The sequence below is a fragment of the Micromonospora sp. CNZ295 genome (assembly GCF_004217535.1).
This window is the reverse complement of record NZ_SHKZ01000001.1, coordinates 6,003,650-6,021,904: the sequence shown is the minus strand read 5'-3', so window position 1 is coordinate 6,021,904 and position 18,255 is coordinate 6,003,650. Positions and strand designations below refer to the sequence as shown.

15 protein-coding genes and 1 pseudogene are annotated in these 18,255 nt (G+C 75.3%); 8 read left to right on the top strand and 8 right to left on the bottom strand.

Annotated elements, in window-relative coordinates:
- Positions 1–50: 50 nt before the first annotated feature.
- Positions 51–1,724, bottom strand: a complete 1,674-nt coding sequence (locus tag EV376_RS27965; protein ID WP_130328107.1) for a hypothetical protein — start codon at positions 1,722–1,724, stop codon at positions 51–53.
- Between the two features lie 45 nt (positions 1,725–1,769).
- On the opposite strand from EV376_RS27965, the gene mptB (EV376_RS27960) reads away from it, so the two are divergent.
- The 4 genes from mptB (EV376_RS27960) to EV376_RS27945 all read left to right on the top strand — a co-directional run bounded on the left by mptB (EV376_RS27960) (position 1,770) and on the right by EV376_RS27945 (position 5,582).
- Positions 1,770–3,188: a polyprenol phosphomannose-dependent alpha 1,6 mannosyltransferase MptB gene (gene mptB, locus EV376_RS27960; protein ID WP_130328106.1), complete on the top strand. Its 1,419-nt coding sequence runs from the start codon at positions 1,770–1,772 to the stop codon at positions 3,186–3,188.
- Entirely contained in the window at positions 3,185–4,660 is a 1,476-nt protein-coding gene (gene mptB / locus EV376_RS27955) for a polyprenol phosphomannose-dependent alpha 1,6 mannosyltransferase MptB (protein ID WP_130328105.1), read from the top strand. The genes mptB (EV376_RS27960) and mptB (EV376_RS27955) overlap by 4 nt, the downstream gene beginning before the upstream one ends.
- A gap of 83 nt (positions 4,661–4,743) precedes the next feature.
- A complete protein-coding gene (locus EV376_RS27950; RefSeq protein ID WP_207228452.1) occupies positions 4,744–5,097 on the top strand; it encodes a metalloregulator ArsR/SmtB family transcription factor in 354 nt (117 codons plus the stop codon).
- A 14-nt stretch (positions 5,098–5,111) separates the two neighbouring features.
- A complete protein-coding gene (locus EV376_RS27945; RefSeq protein WP_130328104.1) occupies positions 5,112–5,582 on the top strand; it encodes an SRPBCC family protein in 471 nt (156 codons plus the stop codon).
- Positions 5,583–5,676: 94 nt separating this feature from the next.
- Here the strand turns inward: EV376_RS27945 and glnA are convergent, their stop codons facing one another.
- Positions 5,677–7,101: a type I glutamate--ammonia ligase gene (glnA, locus tag EV376_RS27940; RefSeq protein ID WP_130328103.1), complete on the bottom strand. Its 1,425-nt coding sequence runs from the start codon at positions 7,099–7,101 to the stop codon at positions 5,677–5,679.
- A gap of 470 nt (positions 7,102–7,571) precedes the next feature.
- On the opposite strand from glnA, the gene EV376_RS27935 reads away from it, so the two are divergent.
- On the top strand, positions 7,572–7,916 hold the full coding sequence (locus EV376_RS27935; RefSeq protein ID WP_486482944.1) for an RDD family protein: 345 nt from the start codon (positions 7,572–7,574) through the stop codon (positions 7,914–7,916).
- A 230-nt stretch (positions 7,917–8,146) separates the two neighbouring features.
- Here the strand turns inward: EV376_RS27935 and EV376_RS27925 are convergent, their stop codons facing one another.
- Positions 8,147–8,836 carry a DUF4191 domain-containing protein gene (locus EV376_RS27925; protein ID WP_130328099.1) on the bottom strand — a complete coding sequence of 230 codons (690 nt, stop codon included), beginning with the start codon at positions 8,834–8,836 and terminating at the stop codon, positions 8,147–8,149.
- A 195-nt stretch (positions 8,837–9,031) separates the two neighbouring features.
- Between EV376_RS27925 and EV376_RS30390 the strand changes: the two genes are divergently transcribed.
- Positions 9,032–9,202, top strand: a complete 171-nt coding sequence (locus EV376_RS30390; RefSeq protein WP_165438131.1) for a hypothetical protein — start codon at positions 9,032–9,034, stop codon at positions 9,200–9,202.
- A gap of 227 nt (positions 9,203–9,429) precedes the next feature.
- Positions 9,430–12,360, top strand: coding sequence for a helix-turn-helix transcriptional regulator (locus EV376_RS27920; protein WP_486482825.1), 2,931 nt, complete (start codon positions 9,430–9,432; stop codon positions 12,358–12,360).
- A 99-nt stretch (positions 12,361–12,459) separates the two neighbouring features.
- Here EV376_RS27920 and EV376_RS27915 read toward each other — a convergent pair whose 3' ends face one another.
- Positions 12,460–14,136: a hypothetical protein gene (locus EV376_RS27915; protein WP_130328097.1), complete on the bottom strand. Its 1,677-nt coding sequence runs from the start codon at positions 14,134–14,136 to the stop codon at positions 12,460–12,462.
- Between the two features lie 66 nt (positions 14,137–14,202).
- The gene (gene lipA, locus EV376_RS27910; RefSeq protein WP_130328096.1) at positions 14,203–15,240 is read right to left on the bottom strand and encodes a lipoyl synthase; all 1,038 of its coding nucleotides are present in this window, start codon (positions 15,238–15,240) and stop codon (positions 14,203–14,205) included.
- 388 nt (positions 15,241–15,628) lie between these two features.
- Between lipA and aspS the strand changes: the two genes are divergently transcribed.
- Positions 15,629–16,915 carry an aspartate--tRNA(Asn) ligase gene (gene aspS, locus EV376_RS27905; protein ID WP_130328093.1) on the top strand — a complete coding sequence of 429 codons (1,287 nt, stop codon included), beginning with the start codon at positions 15,629–15,631 and terminating at the stop codon, positions 16,913–16,915.
- A gap of 51 nt (positions 16,916–16,966) precedes the next feature.
- Here aspS and EV376_RS27900 read toward each other — a convergent pair.
- The 3 genes and pseudogenes from EV376_RS27900 to lipB all read right to left on the bottom strand — a co-directional run.
- A pseudogene (locus EV376_RS27900) lies at positions 16,967–17,110 on the bottom strand (DUF4166 domain-containing protein); the annotation flags it as partial.
- Positions 17,111–17,123: 13 nt separating this feature from the next.
- Positions 17,124–17,534: a VOC family protein gene (locus EV376_RS27895; protein ID WP_130328091.1), complete on the bottom strand. Its 411-nt coding sequence runs from the start codon at positions 17,532–17,534 to the stop codon at positions 17,124–17,126.
- 26 nt (positions 17,535–17,560) lie between these two features.
- Positions 17,561–18,202: a lipoyl(octanoyl) transferase LipB gene (lipB, locus tag EV376_RS27890; protein ID WP_130328089.1), complete on the bottom strand. Its 642-nt coding sequence runs from the start codon at positions 18,200–18,202 to the stop codon at positions 17,561–17,563.
- Positions 18,203–18,255: the final 53 nt, after the last annotated feature.

Here is an 18,255-nt window from a genome sequence, read left to right as displayed (position 1 = left end):
GAAGGGCCCCGCGTCAACGCCTCCGGTAGCGGAAGGGTCCCCCTGACGGCTCAGCTGGTCAGCGTCCAGACCCCGGCGCGCGGGACCGTGACGGCCGTCCACTCGCCGTCGGCCCGTACGCTCGCGCCGCGGGACGCGGCCAGCCAGCGGCTGTGCCGGACCCGGACCGGCACCGTGGCCGGGCCGGCCGTGCGGAAGGTGACCGCCGCCGCGTCGATGCCCAGCAGTTCCCCGGGGGCACCGACCAGCGGCGTCGGTTCGACCACCGCCCACACCCGCCAGTGCCCGCCGGACCACACCTCGCGCAGGTACGGCAGGCCGCCGCGCACCAGGTCGGCCTCGGCCCGGCCGACCCAGGACAGCGCCGCGTCGGGTACGGCGACGAACTGCACCGCGTTGTCGGCGAGCCACGCGCGGTACGTCGCCTCGGTCAACGGCACGCCGGTGCCCGCGGCGCCCGGAACGGTGGTGAAGAAGAGCCCGTTGCGATCGATGTCGGCCTGCCGCAGCCAGCCCCGGGCCAGCGGCACCTCGCCCAGCGCGGCCGCCTCCCGGTAGGTGCGCGTCGGCGGCACCTCCACCCGTCCGGTGAGCCGCTGCCCGGCGAGGAACTCCCGCAGCGGGGTGAAGTAGGCCGGCCGGGCGGCGGGATCGGCGGCGCTGCGTAGGTCGGCGGGGACGACCGGCGGCTGCCACCAGCACACGGCGGCGAGCAGCCCGGCCAGCGCGAGCCCGGCGGTCCACCGGTGGCTCGCCCACCGTGCCCGGCGGCTGTCAACCGGGGACCCTTCCGCTGTCGGAGGCGTTGGCCGGGGTCCCTTCCGTACGCAGGCGGCGAGCAGGGGGAGCGCGAACATCGTCGCCAGGCGGGTCGCGTTCAGGCCGACCGGGGTGTGCAGCAGCGCCGCGGCGAGCACCCCGGCGGCGGACAGCAGCGCGCCCACCCGCACCGGCCGGTAGCCCACCAGCGCCGCCACCAGCAGGCTGGTCACCACCGCCCGGACGGCGTCGGTGCGGCTGATGTTCATCCAGCCGCCGTCGCCGAAGAGCAGCGTGGTCACCACGAGCGGCAGCGCGGCGGCCACTCCGAGGGCCAGACCGTCGGCGTACCGGCGGGAGATCAGCAGCGCGGCGCCGGCGAGCCCGACGAAGAGCCCGGCGACCGGGCTGGTCGCGGCGGCCAGCAGCGCCCCCAGGGCGGCCAGCCCGAGCCGCCGCCACCCGGGCCGCGGAGGGCCGGCCGGGGACGCCGCGCCGGGACCCGGAGCGCCCCGGCGACGGGACGCCGCGCCGGGGTCGGCCGGCAGCGTGAGGGCCAGCAGGGCGGCGAGCCCGAACGAGACCCCGAGGCCGTAGGTGACCCGCCCGGCGGCCAGGTTGCCGGCGAGCGTCACCACCCCCACCAGGGAGCCGAGCAGCGGCCGGGGCACACCGGTGCGGACCAGCAGGGCGGCCAGCGCGGCCGCCGAGGCGACCAGCGCCAGCGCGCCGGTCGCCCGGACGCCGAGCAGCGCCATCACCGGCTGCGCGACCAGGCTGTAGCCGAACTGGTGTACGCCGCCGTACCAGCGCAGGTCGACCGGGGTGGGGCCGTACGCGGCGAAGAAGTCGGCGCGCGCCACCTGGGCGGCGAGGTCCGAACCCATCGGCGGCAGCGTCAGGTACGTCACACCGAGCAGCACGGCCGACGCGGCGGCCAGCGCCACCACCCGTCTGCCCCGCATGCCCACCTCCGTACCGCGACCACCGTACTGGCAGCATGTCCTTCCGTGCCTATCCACCTCGCGCGCTGGACCGGCGTGGCCGGCTCGATCATGCTCGCCGTCGCCGCCTTCCTCGGCGGCGCCCGGCCCTCCTCGCCGCACCGGGTCACCCCGCTCGGCGTGTGGCAGGGCCCGAACGGCCCGCTGCTGATCGCGCTGTGGGCCGCCGGCCTGGGGCTGCTCGCCTGGGCGTGGTGGGCGCTGCGCGACCGGGTGCCGTCGGCGCGGTGGGCGCTGGTCACCGTCGGGCTCTGGCTGGTCCCGCTGCTGGTCGCGCCGCCGCTGGGCAGCCGGGACGTCTATGCGTACGCCTGCCAGGGCGCCACCTACGCGGCCGGCTTCAGCCCGTACGAGCAGGGGGTGTCCGCCCTGCCGTGCCCGTGGCTGGACACGATCTCGCCGATCTGGCGGGACACCCCGGCGCCGTACGGGCCGCTGTTCGTCCTGCTCTCCGCGGCGGTGGTGGCGCTGACCGACTCGCTGGTCGGCAGCATCGTGCTGTTCCGGGTGCTCGCCGTCGCGGGCGTCGCCCTGATCGCGGCCGGGGTGCCGGCGCTGGCCCGCCGCTGCGGGGTGCCGGAGCGGCGGGCCCTGTGGCTGGCGGTCGGTTCGCCGCTGGTCGGGGTGCACCTGGTCTCCGGCGCGCACAACGACGCGCTGATGGTCGGGCTGCTCGTGACCGGGCTGGCGGTGGTGGCGTCCCGGCCCGGGCGTCCCGGTGCGCTGCTCGCCGGTGGGGTGCTGCTCGGCCTGGCCGGCGCGGTCAAGGTGACGGCGCTGGTCGTGGTGCCGTTCGCGGCGCTGGCCGCGCTCGTCGGGGCGTACTCCGTGCGCGGGCTGCTCCGCGACGGCGGCTGGGTGGTCGGCGGCGCGGTGGGCACCGTGGTCGGCGTGACGCTGGCCGCCGGCCTGGACTTCGGCTGGATCGCCGGCCTGGAACAGGGCGGCCTGGTGATCGCCTGGACCTCCCCGCCGACGGCGGTGGGGCAGACCCTCGGGTACCTCGCGCTGCCCTTCGGCTGGCACATCGACGCGTTGCCGGTCACCCGGGTGATCGGCGTGGTGGTGCTCCTGCTGGTGCTGCCGTGGCTGTGGTGGCGGGCCCGCACCGGCGAGCCGCTGCGGTACGCCGGCCTCGCGCTGGCCGCGACCGTCGTGCTGGCACCGCTGTTCCACCCCTGGTACTGGACGTGGCCGTTGGCCGTGCTGGCGGCCACTGCCCGCCGGGTCGACTGGGCGGTCGTGGTCACGCTGGTGGCGTCGTTCCTGGTGCTGCCGGACGGCACCGGCCTGCCCCGGTACACCAAGACCCTGGGGGCGCCCCTGATGACGCTGTTCGTGATCGTGGTGGCGGTCCGCTTGGTACGGTCGGCTCGGGCGGCCCGCCGGCCGGCCGCCGCCGAGTCGGGAGGGGTACGCGGGTGACGGAACCCGGCGCTTCGCCGGGGCCGCCCGGGCCCACCCGGGCGCTCGTCGCACGGTACGCCGGACTGGCCGGCGCCGTGCTGCTGGCCGTCGCCGGGTACGCCGGCGGAGCGCTGCCCGGGGCGACCACCGACCGGGTGTGGGACTCGGATGACGGTCCACTGACGGTCGGGCTCTGGCTGCTCGGCACCGGCCTGCTGGCCGGCGCCTGGTGGGCGCTGCGGTCCGGCGCGCCGTCGACCGGCTGGGCGTACCGGACCGCCGGCCTGTGGGCCCTGCCGCTGCTGTTCGCGCCGCCGCTGGGCAGCCGGGACGTCTACTCGTACGCCTGTCAGGGCTGGGCGTACGCGCACGGCGTCGACCCGTACGCGACCGGGGTGGCGGCCGCCGGCTGCCCGTGGGTGGACGCGGTCGCCCCGATCTGGCGCGACACGCCGGCACCGTACGGGCCGGTCTTCGTCCTGCTCGCGGCGCTGGCGGTGACGCTCGGCGGCGGGCTGGTCGGCACGGTGGTGGTGCTGCGCCTGATCGCCGTGGCCGGGGTGCTGCTCGCCGCGCTGTGCCTGCTCGGGCTCGCCCGGGCCGCGGGGGTGCCGACCCGCCGCGCGGTCTGGCTGGCGCTGGCCGGCCCCCTGGTCGGTGTGCACCTGGTGGCCGGGGCGCACAACGACGCGGTGATGCTCGGGCTGCTGCTGCTCGGCCTGCTGGTGCTGGTGCGGCTTCCGGGGCGGCGGCCGGCGCTGCTGGTGGCCGGGGCGCTGCTCGGGCTGGCGGTGGGGGTGAAGGCGACCGCCGTGGTGGTGCTGCCGTTCGCGGCCCTCGCCGCCGTCCTCGGCCGCTACACCGTACGGTCGCTGCTGCGCGACGGCGGCTGGCTGGCCGCCGGCGCGGTGGCCGCCCTCGCCGCGGCCTCGGCGCTGTCCGGCCTCGGTCTCGGCTGGGTGGGCGGGCTCAACCGAAGCGGCGACTCGGAGCAGTGGACCTCGCCCCCGACGGCGGTCGGCATGGTCGTCGACTACGCCGGTGAGGTGGTGGGCCGGCGGCCGGGCGCGGTGCCGGTGGCGCGGGCGGTGGCCCTGGCGCTGCTGGTGGCGCTGCTGGCGCTGCTGTGGTGGCGGGCGTGGTCGGCGCTGCGCGGGCTGAACGACGTCCGGCAGCGGGTGGTCCGGCTGGGCGCGGCCCGCCCCCGGGTGGCCCTGCTCGGCGCCGGGCTGGCGCTGGCCGCCACGGTCGCGCTCGCCCCGGTCTTCCACCCCTGGTACGCGACCTGGCCGTTGGCGGTGCTCGCGGTCGTGGCGGCACGGACCGCCTGGTTCGTGGCGCCCTGTGCGGTCGCGGCCTTCCTCGCGCTGCCGGACGGCACCAACGTGGCCCGGCTGGTGAAGGCCCCGGGCGCGGTGGCGATGACCGCGCTGGTCGTCGGTGCGCTGGCGTGGGGGTTGCCCCGGCTGCGCCACGCCCGTCTCGGCTGACTCGTTCCCCTCGGAAGGCTTGACCGGCACCGCGCCGACCTCTACATTTAACGCATCTGCTAATTAACGAGGTGGTTAAGTAAGTGGCGATCGACCGGCTCAGCGTCATCTTCTCGGCGTTGGCGGACCCGACCCGCCGGGCGATCCTCGCCCGGCTCGCGGACGGGGACGCCACCGTCTCGGAGCTCGCCGAGCCGTTCGACATCAGCCTTCCGGCGATCTCCCGGCACCTGAAGGTGCTCGAACAGGCGGGCCTCATCACCCGCAGCCGGACCGCCCAGTGGCGGTCGAGCAGCCTCAATCCGGAGCCGCTGCGGGAGGCGACGGCCTGGATGGAGCGCTACCGGCGGTTCTGGGACGCCAACTTCGACCGGCTCGACGCCCACCTGCGCCGGATGCAGGCGCAGGCCCGGCAGACGACGGACGATCCGCAGTGAGAGAGGACAACACGATGACCGAGACCGCGGCCCCCACCGAGCTCGTGATGACCCGCGTCTTCGACGCGCCCCGGGAACTGGTCTGGCAGGCCTTCACCGACCCCGACCAGTTCGCCGCCTGGTTCGGCCCGGTGGGCTGGTCGGTGCCCCGCGACACGGTCGACTTCGACGTCCGGGTCGGCGGGCACCAGCGCTTCACGATGGTCAACGACGAGGACCCGAGCCTGACCTCGCCCGGCGACGGCACCTTCGCCGAGATCGTCGAGCACGAGCTGCTGGTCGGCTACGAGGAGGTCAAGGGCATCCCCGGCTTCCCCGACGGCACCCGGATGACGCTGCGGCTGGAGTTCCACGACGAGCCGGGCGGGAAGACGCGGCTGGAGCTGCGGCAGGGGCCGTTCCCGGCGGGCGTGGCGTCGAACGCCGAGCAGGGCTGGGGCAGTTCCTTCACCAAGCTGGACGCGCTGCTCGCCCGCCGAGCGTGAGGGCGGGCGTGCACCCTCGCCGTGCCGCGCGAACCGGCCGGGCCGGCCCCGCGTCCTCGCGGAGGCCGGCCCGGCCGGTGCTGCTGGTGCCTGCTCAGCAGTCGAAGTACATGGCGAACTCGTGCGGGGTCGGGCGCAGGCGCACCGGGTCGACCTCGTTGGTGCGCTTCCACTCGATCCAGGTGGAGATCAGGTCGGGCGTGAACACGCCGCCGTCGAGCAGGTACTCGTGGTCGGCCTCGAGCGAGTCGAGGACCGCCGGCAGCGAGCCCGGCACCTGCTTGACGTCGCCCCACTCCTCCGGCGGCAGGTCGTACAGGTCCTTGTCGATCGGCGCGGGCGGCTCGGTCTTGTTCTTGATGCCGTCCAGGCCGGCCATCAGCATGGCGGAGAAGGCCAGGTAGACGTTCGCCGACGGGTCCGGCACGCGGAACTCGACCCGCTTGGCCTTCGGGTTGCTGCCGGTGACCGGGATGCGGGTGCAGGCGGAGCGGTTGCGCTGCGAGTAGACCAGGTTGACCGGCGCCTCGAAGCCCGGCACCAGCCGGCGGTACGAGTTGACCGTCGGGTTGGTGAAGGCCAGCAGCGACGGGGCGTGGTGCAGCAGACCGCCGATGTACCAGCGCGCGGTGTCGGACAGGCCGGCGTAGCCGGTCTCGTCGTAGAACAGCGGCTCGCCGTTCAGCCACAGGCTCTGGTGGGTGTGCATGCCCGAGCCGTTGTCACCGAAGAGCGGCTTGGGCATGAAGGTGGCCGTCTTGCCGTTGGCCCACGCCTCGTTCTTCACGATGTACTTGAACAGCTGAAGCTGGTCGCCGGCGTGCAGCAGGGTGGAGAACTTGTAGTTGATCTCGGCCTGGCCGGCGGTGCCGACCTCGTGGTGCGAGCGCTCCACGGTGAAGCCGGTGTCGATCAGCCGGCGGACGATCCGGTCGCGCAGGTCGGCGTAGTGGTCGACCGGCGGCACCGGGAAGTAGCCACCCTTGTACGCGGTCTTGTAGCCGCGGTTGCCGCCCTCCTCCTCGCGGCCGGTGTTCCACGCGCCCTCGATCGAGTCGATGTAGTAGTACGACTGGTGCGCCGAGGTCTCGTGGCGGATCGAGTCGAAGATGTAGAACTCGGCCTCCGGGCCGAAGTACGCGGTGTCCGCGATGCCGCTGGCCGCCAGGTACGCCTCGGCCTTCTTCGCCACGTTGCGCGGGTCCCGGGAGTACGCCTCCCGGGTGAACGGGTCGTGGATGAAGAAGTTGAGCGCGAGGGTCTTCTGCGCGCGGAAGGGGTCGATGAAGGCGGTGGCGACGTCCGGGAGCAGGAGCATGTCCGACTCGTGGATGGCCTGGAAGCCGCGGATGGACGACCCGTCGAAGGCGAGGCCGTCGGTGAAGAGGTCGTCGTCGACCGACTCGACCGGCAGGTTGAAGTGCTGCATCACGCCGGGCAGGTCACAGAAACGAACGTCGACGAACTTCACGTCCTCGTTCTTGAGGTAACGCAGGAGTTCCTCGGGATTGGCGAACACTCGTCCTCCTGGCACGTCCACTGGGTGGCTGGGCTGCTGGCGACGCTATGGCCGCGCCGTTGCCCGGCCGTGTCTCCGGTGTTTCTGCCGTGTTACGTCCCTCGCGGAGCGTCACCCGCCGGCTCGACGGGGGCTCGGCCAGCCGGCGGGAGGCGACCGGCTGTGCCAGTGTAGTGAAACTTGAACGCTTTAGTCCCTTTTTGCGCTGCGCGAGTGAGGTTCTTGATCGACCCGGCCGTCGGGAGGTCGCCGGCCGTCGGGGGGTCGCCGGTCGTCGGGGGGTCGCCGGCCGTCGGGGGGTCGCCGCGTCCTGGTCGGTGGGACGCCGCGGGTTCGTGCTGTCGAGCGGATCTCGCCCGGGTGGTCCGCCCGGGGACCGCCTCGGCCGGCTGGCTACCCTGACCGCTGTGACCACGCCCGGACAGCCGCCCCGACCGCCCGCCGCGGACCCCGCCTTCACCCCGGCCGACCTGGGCCGGCGCTTCGGAGCGCTGGTCATCGACTGGCTGCTCTGCCTGCTGGTCGCCCGGGGCTTCGCCGACCCGCTCACCGACGGCTGGGCGCCGGTGCTGGTCCTGATCCTCGAGTACGCCTTCTTCCTCGGCCTGTTCGCGCAGACCCCCGGTATGTACATCACCAGGATCCGCTGCGTGTCCTGGGCCGACGGTGGTCGCATCGGGGTGCTCCGTGGGCTGCTGCGCGGCGTCCTGCTCGCCCTGGTGGTGCCCGCTCTGCTCATGGACGGCAACCGCCGCGGCCTGCACGACCGCGCCGCCGGCTCGGTGATCACCCCCGCCCCACCCCGTACCCCCTAAACACCCACCCCCACCCGGGACCCCACCCCGCCCGGCTCGCGATCTTGCACTTTGTGCCCCGGCATAAGGGATGAAGGGCGCAAAACGAGGGCCGAAACTGCAAGATCGACGAGGCGTGGGGGCTCCGGGCGCGGGGCCGCGGGGAGGGGCGGGGAGGGGCGGGGAGGGGCGGGGTTGGGGAGCGGGGTTGGGGAGCGGGTGGGGGGGGCGGGTCTTGATGCGGCGGTGGGTCAGCGGCCGCGGGTCTGGCGGAAGGCGCCCTTCGGGGGGCGCATGTTCTTGGGGATCGCGCCCTTCGGCAGCTGCGGCCGGGCGGTCAGGGCCTTGAGACGCTTGTCCAGCGCGTTGACGTCCTTGCCGCTGAGGTTGCGCGGCAGCCGCATGAGCGTCATCCGCAACTTGCGGATCGGCAGCTCGTCCTCCTCCTGGCCGATCACGTAGTCGTAGAGCGGCGCCGAGCCGATGACCTTGGCCAGCCGTCGCTTCTCCTGGCCGAGCAGCCCGCGCACCCGGGACGGGTTGCCCTCGGCCAGCAGGATCACGCCGGGCCGGCCGATGACGAGGTGCACCATGTCCATCTGGGTGGTCGAGCTGACCGCCGGGGTGACCCGCCAGTCGCCGCGCATGCTCTCCATGATCTGGGCCGCCGCGCCGGGCTGGCCCTCGGCGGCGTTCATCATCGCCCGGTTCGACCGCAGGTTGAGCACGATCAGCAGGCAGAGCAGCGCGAACAGGATGCCCAGCGGGATCCAGAACCAGCCCCAGGCGAGGAACGCGACCACGGTCAGCGCCAGCGGAATGACCACCGCGGCGAAGGCCAAGGGCGCGAACCACTTGTCCTGCTTGGCGGTGAACCGGAAGACCATCCCGATCTGCTTCAGCCGCTGGCCGAACGACACCTTCTCCTGGGGCTTTGCCATGCCACCGAGTCTAGTGGTCGGCGGGACGTGCGGTGATCGGCGGGCGGCTGAGTACCTTACGCCGCGATCCGGGTCCGGCGGGGCCGAGGTAAGGAGGGTGGCCGGGCGAAGATCAGGCGGCGCACCCATGCCCCCGGGCCACCTTCCGGCGGAGAGTCAGAGTCGGAAATCGAGACCGACCACGAGGAGCCCGAGATGTTCGTCAACGACGCGGAGTTCCTGCTCTCCGTCCACCGTACGCACGCCGCCGAGTTGCGCGCCGACGCCGCCGCCGACCGGCTGGCCCGGAGCGTGCCGCAACGCTCCGCCCGCGGCTGGCTGAGTCGCCGGCACCGGGCCGGCCGACCCGGCGACAGCCGCCGGTGAGCACCGCGCCGGCCCCGCCGGCCGGCACCCCGACCCGCGTGCCGGCCGGCGCCCCGGCTGACGCACCCGCCCACCCGCAGCCCGCGGCCCCGGCGGGCCCCGCCACACCGGGGCTCGCCGGTCGGCCGTGGCAGGCCGGTGGGCCTCCCGGCGTACCACCCGGGTCGCCGGACCTCGACGGGGCCGGCCGGGACGGCGACGGCGGCGGGCGTGGCATGCTCGGTGCCGTGACCGCACGCGCCGCCAGCACCACCCTCGTCGGCCGCCAGGACGAGCTCGCCGCCCTGCGGGGCGCGCTCGCGCGGGCCCGGGCCGGCGACCCGAGCACCGTCCTGGTCGGCGGCGAGGCCGGGATCGGCAAGACCCGCCTGCTGGAGGAGTTCGGGCGCGGGGTCGGCGAGGCCCGGCTGCTGGTCGGGCAGTGCCTGGAGCTGGGCGAGGCGGGCCTGCCCTTCGCGCCGATCGCCGCGGCGCTGCGCGCGGTGCTGCGCAGCGACGGCCCGGCCGTCTTCGACGGGTACGAGGGCGAGTTCGCCCGGCTCCTGCCGGAGCTGGCCCGCGGCCCGCTCGGCACCGTGCCGGCGGTCTCCGACGCGCCCCGTGGCTACCTGTTCGACCTGGTCGCCGACCTGTTCGGGCGGCTCGCCGCGGACACGCCCCTGGTACTGGTCATCGAGGACCTGCACTGGGCCGACCGCTCCACCCGCGACCTGATCGGTTTCCTGGTCCGCGCGGCCCGAGCCGACCGCCTCCTGCTGATCTGCACGTACCGCACCGACGAGCTGCACCGCGGCCATCCGCTACGGCCGTTCCTGGCCGAGCTGGACCGGGCCCGGGGTGTCGAGCGGCTCGAACTGAGCCGGCTCGACCGCAACGGCACCGGCGCGGTCCTGGCCGGGCTGCTGGGCAGCGAGCCGGCCGCCCGCGCGGTCGACGACATCCACGACCGGACGCAGGGCAACCCCCTGTTCATCGAGGAACTGGCCGCGGCGGGGGACCCGATCGGCTGCGCCACCCTGCCGGAGACGCTGCGCGACCTGCTGCTCGCCCGGGTGGACCGGCTGACCGAGCCGGCCCAGCGGGTGCTGCGCATCGCGGCGGCCGGCGGCACCCGCTTCGCGCACCAACTGCTCGCCGAGGTCGCCGGGCTGCCCGACGCCGAACTGGAGGACGCGTTGCGCGCCGCCGTCGCCGCCCAGCTCGTCGTCGCCGACCCGGAGGGCGACTACGAGTTCCGGCACGCGCTGGTCCGCGAGGCCGTCCATGACGAGCTGCTCCCCGGCGAGCACGCCCGGCTGCACGCCCGGTGGGCCGCCGCGATCGAGGCACAGCCGCACCTGGTGGCCGCGGGGCGCGCGCCCGCCGAGATCGCCCACCACTGGTACGCCGCGCACGACCACCCCCGCGCGCTGGTCGCCGCCCGGACGGCCGCGTGCGCGGCGGCGGACCGCTACGCGTACGCCGAGCAGAGCCGCCTGCTGGAGCGGGCCCTCGAGCTGTGGGAGCTGGTCCCCGACGCGGGCGACCGGTTGGGCATGGACCATCTCGCGCTGCTGGAGGAGACCATCGCGGCGGCGGCCGCGGCCGGCGACTACCACCGGGTGCTCACCCTGACCCGGGCCGCGCTGTCCGAGGTGGACGAGGGGGCCGAGCCGCTGCGCGCCGCGCGGCTGCTCGACCGGCGTGGCCGGATGTTCGCCATGCTCGGCAAGAGCGACGGCGGCGCCGAACTGCGCGAGGCCTACCGGCTGGCGTCCGGCGTGCCGGCCGGCCCGGAGCGGCTGCGGCTGCTCGCCGACGTGGCCTCGCACGTGGCCCGGGTGGACCGGGCCGAGGGCACCCGGCTGGCCGCCGAGGTGCTGGCGGCGGCGCGGGCCGCCGGTATGGATGCCGCGCAGCTGCCGATGCAGCTGGCGGCGCTGCGCCGAGGCGAGGACGCACCCGACCTGGGCCTGGCCGAGCTGCGCCGCGCCGAGGCGCTGGCCCGGGCCGCCGGGGCGGCGCCGGAGCTGGTCGCCGCCCTGGTGAACATCTCCGACGTGCTGTACGAGCTGGGCCGGTACGAGGAGTCGGCCCGCGCCGCCGCCGACGGCGTGACCGAGGCGCGCCGGTACGGGATCAGCCGCTCGACCGGCGCGTACCTGCTGTCGAACCGTGCCGAGGCGCTGCTGGCGCTCGGCCGCTGGACGGAGACGGAGGAGGTGCTCGCCGACGCCGCGCGGATCGACCCGCCGGGCGTGACCGGCTCGCACTGGCTTCAGTTGTGCGCCGCGCTGCGGCTGGCCCAGGACCACCCGGCTGCCGAGGAGACGGTCGGGCGGGCGCTGAGCTTCCTCAGCAAGGCGTACCTGCATCCGCACCAGCGGCTGCCCCTGCTCGAGCTGCGGCTGGAGAGCGCGCTCGCCGCGGACGACCCGGCCGAGGCGCGGCGGGCCGCCGAGGCGGCGCTGGCCGACACCACCCTCGCCGGGCACCCCCGGTACGGCTGGGCGGTGCTCGCCGCCCTCGCCCGTGTCGCCCGACACCTCGGCGACGACGACCTGGCCGCCGGTACCGCCGCGCTGGCCGCCGCCCTGCCAGCTCGCTTCCCGGCCGAGCGGGCCCACGCCGCCCAGATCGCGGCGACCCTGTGCGTGCCCCTGCCGGCCAGCGAAACGCCGGTGGTGCCCGTCCCACGCGCCGCCGCCGAACCCGTCGACGGGCTCACCCGGTGGCGGGCCGCGGTCGCGGCCTGGCGGGTCGACGGCCAGCCGTACCCGCTCGGGCGGGCGCTCCTCGCACTGGCCGAGGCGGCCGCCGCGGCGGGGGAGCGGGACGAGGTGGCGGCGGCGGTGGCCGAGGCCGCCGCGCTCGCCGACGGGCTCGGCGCCGCGCCGCTGGCCGAGCAGGCCGCGACCCTGGCCCGACGGGTGGGGCTGCGCGGCGCGACCCGGGGCCGCCCCGGCGCCGACCTGCTCACCGAGCGCGAGCGGGAGGTGCTGCGGCTCGTCGCGGAGGGGCACAGCAACAGCCGGATCGCCGAGGAGCTGTTCATCTCGCCGAAGACGGCGAGCGTCCACGTCTCCCGCATCATCGCCAAGCTGGACGTACGCAACCGGGTCGAGGCCGCCGCCCTGGCCCATCGCCTGAACCTGCTGGCCGACCCCGCCACGCGCTAGCCCCTCCCGTCGTTTCGATCATGGAGTCCTGGTGGGCGTTCCGTCCCGTCTGGTGCCGGTTTCTCGGGCAGCAGAACTCCATGATCGACGGAGTCGAGGTCAGGGCGGTGGGAGGTAGAGGCGCCAGCCGGGGACGGTGTGCGGGGTGAGCGGGCCCGGGTGGGCGTCCAGGCGGGCGGCGAGGGGGGAACCCTCCGGGGCCACCCAGGCCGGGGCCGGGGACGCGTCGACGGCGCGCCGGTAGGGCGGGTAGCGGTCGTGGCCGGGGCCCAGGTCGTCGTCCACGACGGCGCAGACCACGTCCTCCGCGCTGGCGAAGGTGAGCCGGTTGCAGGTCCAGTAGCCGCCGTACACGTGCCGTACGCCCAGCTCGCGCAGCGCCGCCACCAGGTCGGCGTGCCGGGCCGCCTCGGCGCGGTGCGCGGGCGCGGCGGCGACCGCACCGGCGGTGGCGACCGCCGCGGTGCCGAGCGTGGCGGCGAGCACCGCGACGGCGACGGCCCGGCGCGGAGCGGCGCGGAGCGGCAGCCCCGGGAGCTGGGGCCGGCCGGCGCGCGCTCCGTCGGCCGTCCGCCGCCGGGTCGCCGCCCACAGCGGCCACAGCAGCACCGGTACGGAGATCAGCAGGCAGGACAGGTACCGCGCGCTCTCGACCGGGGTACGGCCGGCGGAGCTGCTGAGCGCGTACACGGCCAGCGTCAGGGCGGCCGCCGCGACGAGGGCCAGCGCCAGCGCGGCCCGGACCCGGGTCACGTTCGCGTCGTCGCCGGATCCTGGCCAGGTTCCGTTGGCTCCGACCGGAACCTGTCCCCGATCGCCCGGGCCGCGCAGTCGGTGCCACGCCGCCACCGCGGCGGCGAGCAGGAGCAGCGGCAGGGCGGCCGACCACCAGAGCTGCCAGCCGGCGCAGCGGCCGGGCGAACAGAAGCCCATGCCGAGTGCCGGCCCGAGCACCAGCGCCCCGTGCAGCCGCTCGCCCCAGCCGGCCGGCTGCCCGGCGCCACCCGCGGCGAGCACGGCGGACAGCGGGCCGCGGCCGGTGGCCAGGCTGTCGAGCAGCAGCGGCGCGGCGCCGGCCAGCGCGCCGAGGCCGAGCAGGAGCAGGCCGCGCCGCTCCCGCCAGCGGAACGCCAGCAGCACGGCTCCGCCGGCGGCCACGTACGGCAGCGCCAGCGGATCGACCCACACCATCAGTCCGGCGAGGAACCCCCACGCCACCCAGCGAGGCAGCCGCCGGCCCGGCCGGCCGGCCGCCAGGTCGTACGCGAGCACGGCGAGGGCCATCCCGGCGGCGTTCATCTCCGGGTAGCCGCCACCGGCGATGAGCTGGTTCTTCACGATCCGGTCGGAGCCGAAGGCGAGCACCCCGACAACCAGCAGCGCGTACCACCGGTCCCCGGTGAGGCGCACCGACAGCCGCCAGGCCAGCAGCGCGAACGCGGCGTACAGGGCGAGGGTGGGCAGGCGCAGCGCCAGGGTCGACGGGCCGGCGAGGGCGACCAGCGGCGCGGCCAGGTACGCCTCCAGCGCGCCCATGTACGCCTGGCCGTAGAACCAGATCGGGAACTCCCGCCCCTGCGCGATGTGCAGCGCGGCGAGACCCATCGTCGCCTCGTCGCTGTTCGTCGGCGGCGTGTCGTGCAGCAGCAGGCCGAGGCGGTACGCCACACCGGCGGTGAGCACCGCGAGGGCCAGCGCGTCGGGCAGCCGGGGCCACCGGGCGGCCGGCAGCGCGCGCGGCGCGGCGCGGTGCCCCTCGCGTACCCGGACGGTCATGCGCCGATCATGGCACCCGGCCGGCGGCCCGCGTGCCGCGGTGCGCCCCGCGGGGGCCGGGTGTCGTCAGCCGACGGCGACCGTGCGGGCCGCCAGGGCCTGCTGGTAGAGCCGGCCGGCGCGGTACGACGAGCGCACCAGCGGGCCGCTCATGACGCCCGAGAAGCCGATCTCCTCGGCCTCCTCGCGCAGCTCGACGAACTCCTCCGGCTTGACCCAGCGCTCCACCGGGTGGTGCCGGGGGGAGGGGCGCAGGTACTGCGTGATGGTGATCAGCTCGCAGCCCGCCTCGTGCAGGTCACGCAGCGCCTGGGAGACCTCGGCGCGCTCCTCGCCCAGGCCCAGGATGAGGTTGCTCTTGGTGACCAGGCCGGCCGCCCGGGCCTGCCGGATCACGTCGAGGGAGCGCTCGTAGCGGAACGCCGGCCGGATCCGCTTGAAGATCCGCGGCACCGTCTCGACGTTGTGGGCGAGCACCTCGGGCCGGGACCCGAAGACCTCGGCGAGCTGGTCGGGCACCGCGTTGAAGTCGGGGATCAGCAGCTCGACGCCGCAGCCCGGCTGGAGAGCGTGGATCTGCCGGACGGTCTCGGCGTAGAGCCAGGCCCCGCCGTCGGGCAGGTCGTCGCGGGCGACGCCGGTGATGGTGGCGTAGCGCAGGCCCATCGAGACCACCGACTCGGCGACCCGGCGCGGTTCGTCGGCGTCGAACTCGGCCGGCTTGCCGGTGTCGATCTGGCAGAAGTCACAGCGGCGGGTGCACTGGTCACCGCCGATGAGGAAGGTGGCCTCCCGGTCCTCCCAACACTCGTAGATGTTGGGACAGCCGGCCTCCTGGCAGACGGTGTGCAGCCCCTCGCGCGAGACGAGCCCGCGCAACTGGGTGTACTCCGGGCCCATCTTGGCCTTGACCTTGATCCACGGCGGCTTGCGCTCGATCGGCGTCTCGGCGTTGCGCGCCTCGATCCGCAGGAGACGCCGCCCCTCGGGTGCGGGCGTCGCGGGGCGCGCTGCCTGGCTCGTCGGCGCGGAGTGCTCGATCGTCACGAAACCGAGCCTACGCCCGTCGGCGCCGGTCGATACACCTCGGGCGACCGCCGTCACGCCCGGAACGTTGTGACGCCGGACACCCGGGACGGAAAAACGCCGTCACATTCGGTCCGGGGCGGTGCTAGCGTGCGCGCAGAGCTGTGACGGAGCCGAGTAGCGCCCCGACCGCCAGTTGAAGAGAGCCGCCGTTCGCTGCGAGGCGGTCTGGCGCCGGGCCGCGAAGACCCTCCCGAGCCGCGGGAAGAACGGTAGGGAAGGGCCCCTCCGGTGGCGGCAGGGCCCCTCTTGACACCCAGTAGAACCCGCCCGGCTGGCCCCGGCGAAAAGGCGACGAACGAGGCCCCCGCTGCGGCGGGGGCGAAGGTGTGGTGGCACCGCGAGGTTCCCGCTCGCCCACACCTCCCTGGGGATCGCGTTGCGATGATCAAGGAGGTAGTCACCCGTGCAACGCATCCTGTCCTCCCAGCTCCCCGCCCACGTCGGCGCGACCGTGCGGATCGCCGGCTGGGTCCACCGCCGCCGGCTGCTCAAGTCGGTGGCCTTCCTGATCGTCCGGGACGCTGCCGGCCTGGCCCAGGTGGTCGTCACCGACCCGGGCGTCCGCGCGGAGCTGGAGCAGCTCACCGAGGAGACGGTCGTGGAGGTCACCGGCACGGTAATCGCGAACGGCGCCGCCCCCGCCGGGGTCGAGCTGACCGGCCCGGCGGTACGGCCGCTCGGCCCGGCCGCCGTCCCGCCGCCGTTCGACCTGTACCGGCCGGCGCTGACCGCCACCCTGCCCACGCAGCTCGACCACGCGCCGTCCGCGCTGCGCCACCCGACCCGCTCGGCGGCGCTGCGGGTCTCCGCGGCGGCGGTCGCCGGCTTCCGGGCCGCGCTCGACGGCCGGGGCTTCGTGGAGATCCACACGCCGAAGGTGACCGCCTCCGCCACCGAGAGCGGGGCGAACGTCTTCGCGCTGGACTGGTTCGGCCGGCCCGCGTACCTGGCCCAGTCCCCGCAGTTCTACAAGCAGCTCATGGTGGGCGTCTTCGAGCGGGTGTACGAGGTGGGCCCGGTGTTCCGCGCCGAGCCGCACGACACCGTGCGGCACCTGGCGCAGTACACCTCGCTCGACGCCGAGCTCGGCTTCGTCGCCGACCACCGGGACGTCATGGCGGTGCTGCGGGACGCCCTGGCCGGGATGCTCGACGCGGTCGGTGACCGGGCCGCCGGCGCGCTGGCCACCCTCGGCGTGACCGCGCCGGAGGTGCCCGCCGAGATCCCCGCGGTCCACTTCACCGAGGCGCTGAAGATCGCCGGAGCGCCCGCCGACGAGCCGGACCTCGCCCCGGCGCACGAGCGCGCGCTGGGGGAGTGGGCGCGGCGGGAGCACGGGTCGGAGTTCGTCTTCGTCACCGGGTACCCGATGGCGAAACGCCCCTTCTACACCCACCCCGACCCGGAGCGGCCGGCGTACGCCAACGGGTTCGACCTGTTGTTCCGCGGCCTGGAGCTGGTCACCGGCGGGCAGCGGCTGCACCGGCACGCCGACTACCTGGCGGCGCTCGCGGCGCGGGGCGAGCCGGTCGAGCCGTACGCCGCCTACGTCGACGCGTTCCGGCACGGCATGCCGCCGCACGGCGGCTTCGCCGTCGGGCTGGAGCGCTTCGTGGCCCGGGTGGTCGGCGCGGCCAACGTCCGGGAGGTGACGGCCTTCCCGCGCGACCTGCACCGCCTGACGCCGTGAACGGAAGGGTCCCTTCTTGACACCGTGGACGCGGGCGGCTGGGCGCGCCGGTCAGTCCCGTGGGTTCTCGCGCAACGGGCGTACGGCGGCGGGGACCGGCGCGCGGTCCGGCCGCAGGTAGCGGACGGAGAGGCTGCCGGTGTAGCCGAACAGCGGCCCGAACCGGCGGTTGGTCACGGCCACCTCGATGCGGAACCGGCCGTCCCGCTCAGGCCGCCGTGCCGGGCCGTGCGGGTCCGAGCAGGTCCCACCGGTTGCCCGCCATGTCCAGGAAGACCGCGACGCTGCCGTACGCCTCGGTGCGGGGCGGCCGGACGAACCGCACTCCGGCCGCCACCAGCCGCCGGTAGCTGGCCTCGAAGTCGTCCACCCGAAGGAAGAAACCGACCCGGCCGGCCACCTGGTCACCGACCACGGCCGCCTGCCGGTCACCGTCGGCGCGGGCCAGCAGCAGGCCGGTGCCGCCGCCCGGCGGGCGCACCACCACCCAGCGCTTGGGGCGGCCGTCGGTGGTCAGCGAGGGAGAGTCCTCGGTGAGTTCGAAGCCGAGCACGTCGGTGAAGAAGGCGATGGCCGGGTCGTACTCGGCGACGACCACGGTGACCAGATCGAGACGCATCCGGCGAGGGTAGGCGCCGGGCGGGCTCAGACCTCGACGACGGTACGCAGGTGGCGCTCGACCACCGGCAGCATGTCGGCGACGGTGACCGGGCGGCCCAGTTCGGCGGTGAGCGAGGTGACCCCGGCGTCGCGGATGCCGCAGGGCACGATCCGGTCGAAGTACGCCAGGTCGCAGTCGCAGTTGATGGAGAAGCCGTGCAGGGTGACGCCGCGGGCGACCCGGATGCCGATGGCGGCGACCTTGCGGGCCGGACCCCGGTCGTCCGCCGGCACCCAGACGCCGCTGCGCCCCTCGACCCGGCCCGCGGTCAGGCCGACCTCCGCGCACACGTCGATCAGCATCTGCTCGACGCGGCGCACGTACGCGACCACGTCGACCGGGTCGGGCAGGCGCAGGATCGGGTACCCGACGAGCTGCCCCGGCCCGTGCCAGGTGATCTTGCCGCCGCGGTCGACGTCGACGACGGGAGTGCCGTCCATCGGCCGGTCCCACGGCTCGGTGCGCTTGCCGGCGGTGTAGACGCTCGGGTGCTCCAGGAGCAGCACGGTGTCGCCGCGCTCGCCGGCCACCACCGAGTCGTGCAGCCGGCGCTGCTCCGCCCAGGCGGCCTGGTAGTCGAGGACACCGGCGCGGACGGCCGTGAGGCCGGAGGTCGTCGTGCTCACGGCTTCAGCCTAGTCCCGTACTGGCCGGTCACCCCCGCGCGTGAGCCGGCTCA